Source organism: Vibrio sp. V03_P4A6T147 (assembly GCF_002241085.1).
GTDB lineage: Bacteria > Pseudomonadota > Gammaproteobacteria > Enterobacterales > Vibrionaceae > Vibrio > Vibrio anguillarum.
Window position 1 is genome coordinate 1 of the sequence record NZ_NDIO01000021.1, and the last position, 2835, is coordinate 2835.

Genomic DNA, 2835 nt, shown 5'->3' on the forward strand with positions numbered 1-2835 from the left:
ACATGTAAATTTACAACAAAAAACAAAAATACAACTTGTCAATAAGATCTAAACGATCAATGTCATACTTTTTGAATTTTAACTTTTAATAAAAAAGAGATTAAAATCACACTTTCACTTTAATTATTAAAAATTAAAGAACCAAAAGTGATGAAAATCACAATTACATCTTTATTTTACTAATCAAAATAAAGCCACCACTTCCATATTGTCTATTTTGTAACTTATATACACAAAACCATATTAATATGAGCTCATACATTAATATGGCTTTTTTTACTAACAACATCGGATCTTCCTCTAAAAGCAGGCCAAGGATACGCTCCAATTCACAAACCGAACAATAAGAGGTGGGACGAGTATAGCCTTACAACGCAAAATGTTTTGACCCTGAGCATTCCCTGTTAGAATCGGCTGTACTGTTAACCATAGACGCTGTGAACGAATTCATGAAAGAAAGAGTGGTTGTTTCCGTTTCATCCATCCATGGGACGAAGCACTTTCATCTCGGTAAATGGTTCCGACATTTTTTAAAAGGTTTTGGCTATGTGCTGGTTGCCAGCATTCTCGCCACTGGCGGCGTTATCTATTACCTTCTTGATGAAGTTGATTTTGCTAAACTTAAGCAACAAGAGTTAGAGAGCCAGTCGATGTCACTGACCGAAGAAGTCACCTCTTTAAAGGAGCTAAAAAACAGCTTAGAGAATGACTTGCTCGAACGAGAAGAGAAGATGCAGGTTGTTTCAGACAGGCTCGGCGATCTTGAAAAAGTATTGGGGATGGATGAAAGCGGAGCGGAATTAGAATCACGTTTAGACACCGCCGCTATCACTTCTTCAGTTAGAATGGTGATGCTGACCCAAATACCCAGCGGTGCACCTGTGCATAATGCGAGAATTTCGTCAGGATACGGTGAGCGTATTCATCCTGTGACCGGCAACGTCAAAATTCACCGCGGGCAAGATTTTGCGGTTAACATAGGCACGCCAATTTATGCACCAGCCGATGGCGTTGCCGAAGTCACTCGCGCCAGTGATAAAGGGTCAGGCAATTTTTTACGCTTACAGCACTCTTATGGATTTACCAGCTCCTATTCTCATTTGCAAAAATTTGCCGTGAAAGGGGGCGATTTTGTACAGAAGGGCGACTTAATTGCTTATTCTGGAAACAGTGGGTTATCTTCTGGCCCACATTTGCACTATGAAATTCGATTTGTCGGCCGTTCATTAGATCCAAGACCTTTTGTTGATTGGGGCGTGAATGATTTTGAAACGATATTTAGTAAGGTAAGAGGTATCCGATGGGAATCTTTAGTAAACAAAGTCGAGCTAAGAGTCAGCACTCAGCTACAACTCTCATCGCAAAAGGCTGTTCCATTAGTGGGGAACTCAGGTTAGAAAGCGACATTCAAATTGACGGGTCGGTAGAAGGTCAATTGCACGTTGATAAAACCATCGTCATTAGTGAAACAGGCACGGTTAATGGTGAACTGTACGCAGGCCACATCATCATTAATGGCGAGTTCCAAGGCACATGTCACGCGACTAAAATTGAAATTTTAAGCAAAGGGAGCGTCACAGGGTCTATTTATAGCGACGACTTGAGCATTGAACAAGGTGGGCGCTTTAATGGAGTAACCTACCCTGCCCCGGAGAAACAAGTAGTTGAATTAAAAGAAGCGAAAATCGCTGCTGAAGGTTAATTCAACTACCGATTTCGTTCGCACTTCCCCATTTGATAGAAAGTCCCATTTGCTACAAAGTGTAAAAAGGCCTGCTGATGTTAGCAGGCCTTTTGTTTATGAATGTCCTTTCTCTGCTGGGAGAGACTTAGAAACCTTCGATATTTTTTGCTTCTAATTCCGCAAAGTATTTTACGGTTTTCACTTTTAGTTCTTGAGTCGATGGTTCATCACATACAATCACTGATTTCGCGTGAAGTTGTAGTGCGGAGACTGTCCACAAATGGTTGACGCTTCCTTCCACGGCCGCTTGCAAAGCCAGCGCCTTATTGTGGCCTGTCACCAAAATCATGATCTCTTCTGAATCTAGCAGTGTGCCTACACCAATCGTTAGCGCGTATTTAGGAACTTGGTTGATATCACCATCAAAGAAGCGAGAGTTTGCAATGCGTGTATCTTCTGTCAGTGTCTTAATGCGAGTGCGTGACGAAAGTGAAGAAGCAGGCTCGTTAAACGCGATGTGCCCATCATTACCCACACCGCCCATAAATAAATTAATGCGGCCGTATGATTTAATTTTATCTTCATAGCGCTTACATTCTGCATCAACATCTGGTGCGTTGCCATTCAGTAAGTTGATATTTTCTTCTTGAATATCAACATGATTGAAGAAGTTGTTATACATAAATGAGCGGTATGACTCCGGATGATTTTCAGGAATACCAATGTATTCATCCATATTAAATGTCACGACATGCTTAAAGCTCACCTCGCCTGCTTTATGCATTTCAATCAGTGCATTATAAGTCGTCAATGGTGTACCACCAGTAGGTAAACCCAATACAAAAGGACGGTCTGCCGTTGGGTTGAATGCGTTGATACGTTTTACGATGTGTGCTGCTGCCCACTTGCCGACTTGTGCAGCCTGTTTTAACGGGATAAGTCTCATGATTGGCCCCTAGTTATTGGAATATTATGGTGTAATAGAACATTAATTCGCATTATAAAATAAGTGTTGGGTAACTGCCATTGTTTTAGGTCAAATTTTCGCTCTTTCTTCAAATCTCAACCAGAAATGCGCTTAAATTTGTAGCAATTTCTACAGGTAAGCTTAACTAATACGGCACATGCTATAACCAAATGAGATAAAAATT

The 2835-nt window shown here is 40.9% G+C and carries 3 protein-coding genes; 2 read left to right on the plus strand and 1 reads right to left on the minus strand.

What is annotated here, in order from left to right:
* The first annotated feature begins 449 nt into the window (after positions 1-449).
* On the plus strand, positions 450-1397 hold the full coding sequence (locus B9J84_RS00725; RefSeq protein WP_017044959.1) for a M23 family metallopeptidase: 948 nt from the start codon (positions 450-452) through the stop codon (positions 1395-1397).
* An 8-nt stretch (positions 1398-1405) separates the two neighbouring features.
* Positions 1406-1702 carry a polymer-forming cytoskeletal protein gene (locus B9J84_RS00730; protein WP_305951630.1) on the plus strand — a complete coding sequence of 99 codons (297 nt, stop codon included), beginning with the start codon at positions 1406-1408 and terminating at the stop codon, positions 1700-1702.
* A gap of 127 nt (positions 1703-1829) precedes the next feature.
* Here B9J84_RS00730 and nagB read toward each other — a convergent pair whose 3' ends face one another.
* Entirely contained in the window at positions 1830-2630 is an 801-nt protein-coding gene (gene nagB / locus B9J84_RS00735) for a glucosamine-6-phosphate deaminase (protein ID WP_013868251.1), read from the minus strand.
* Between the last annotated feature and the right edge of the window lie 205 nt (positions 2631-2835).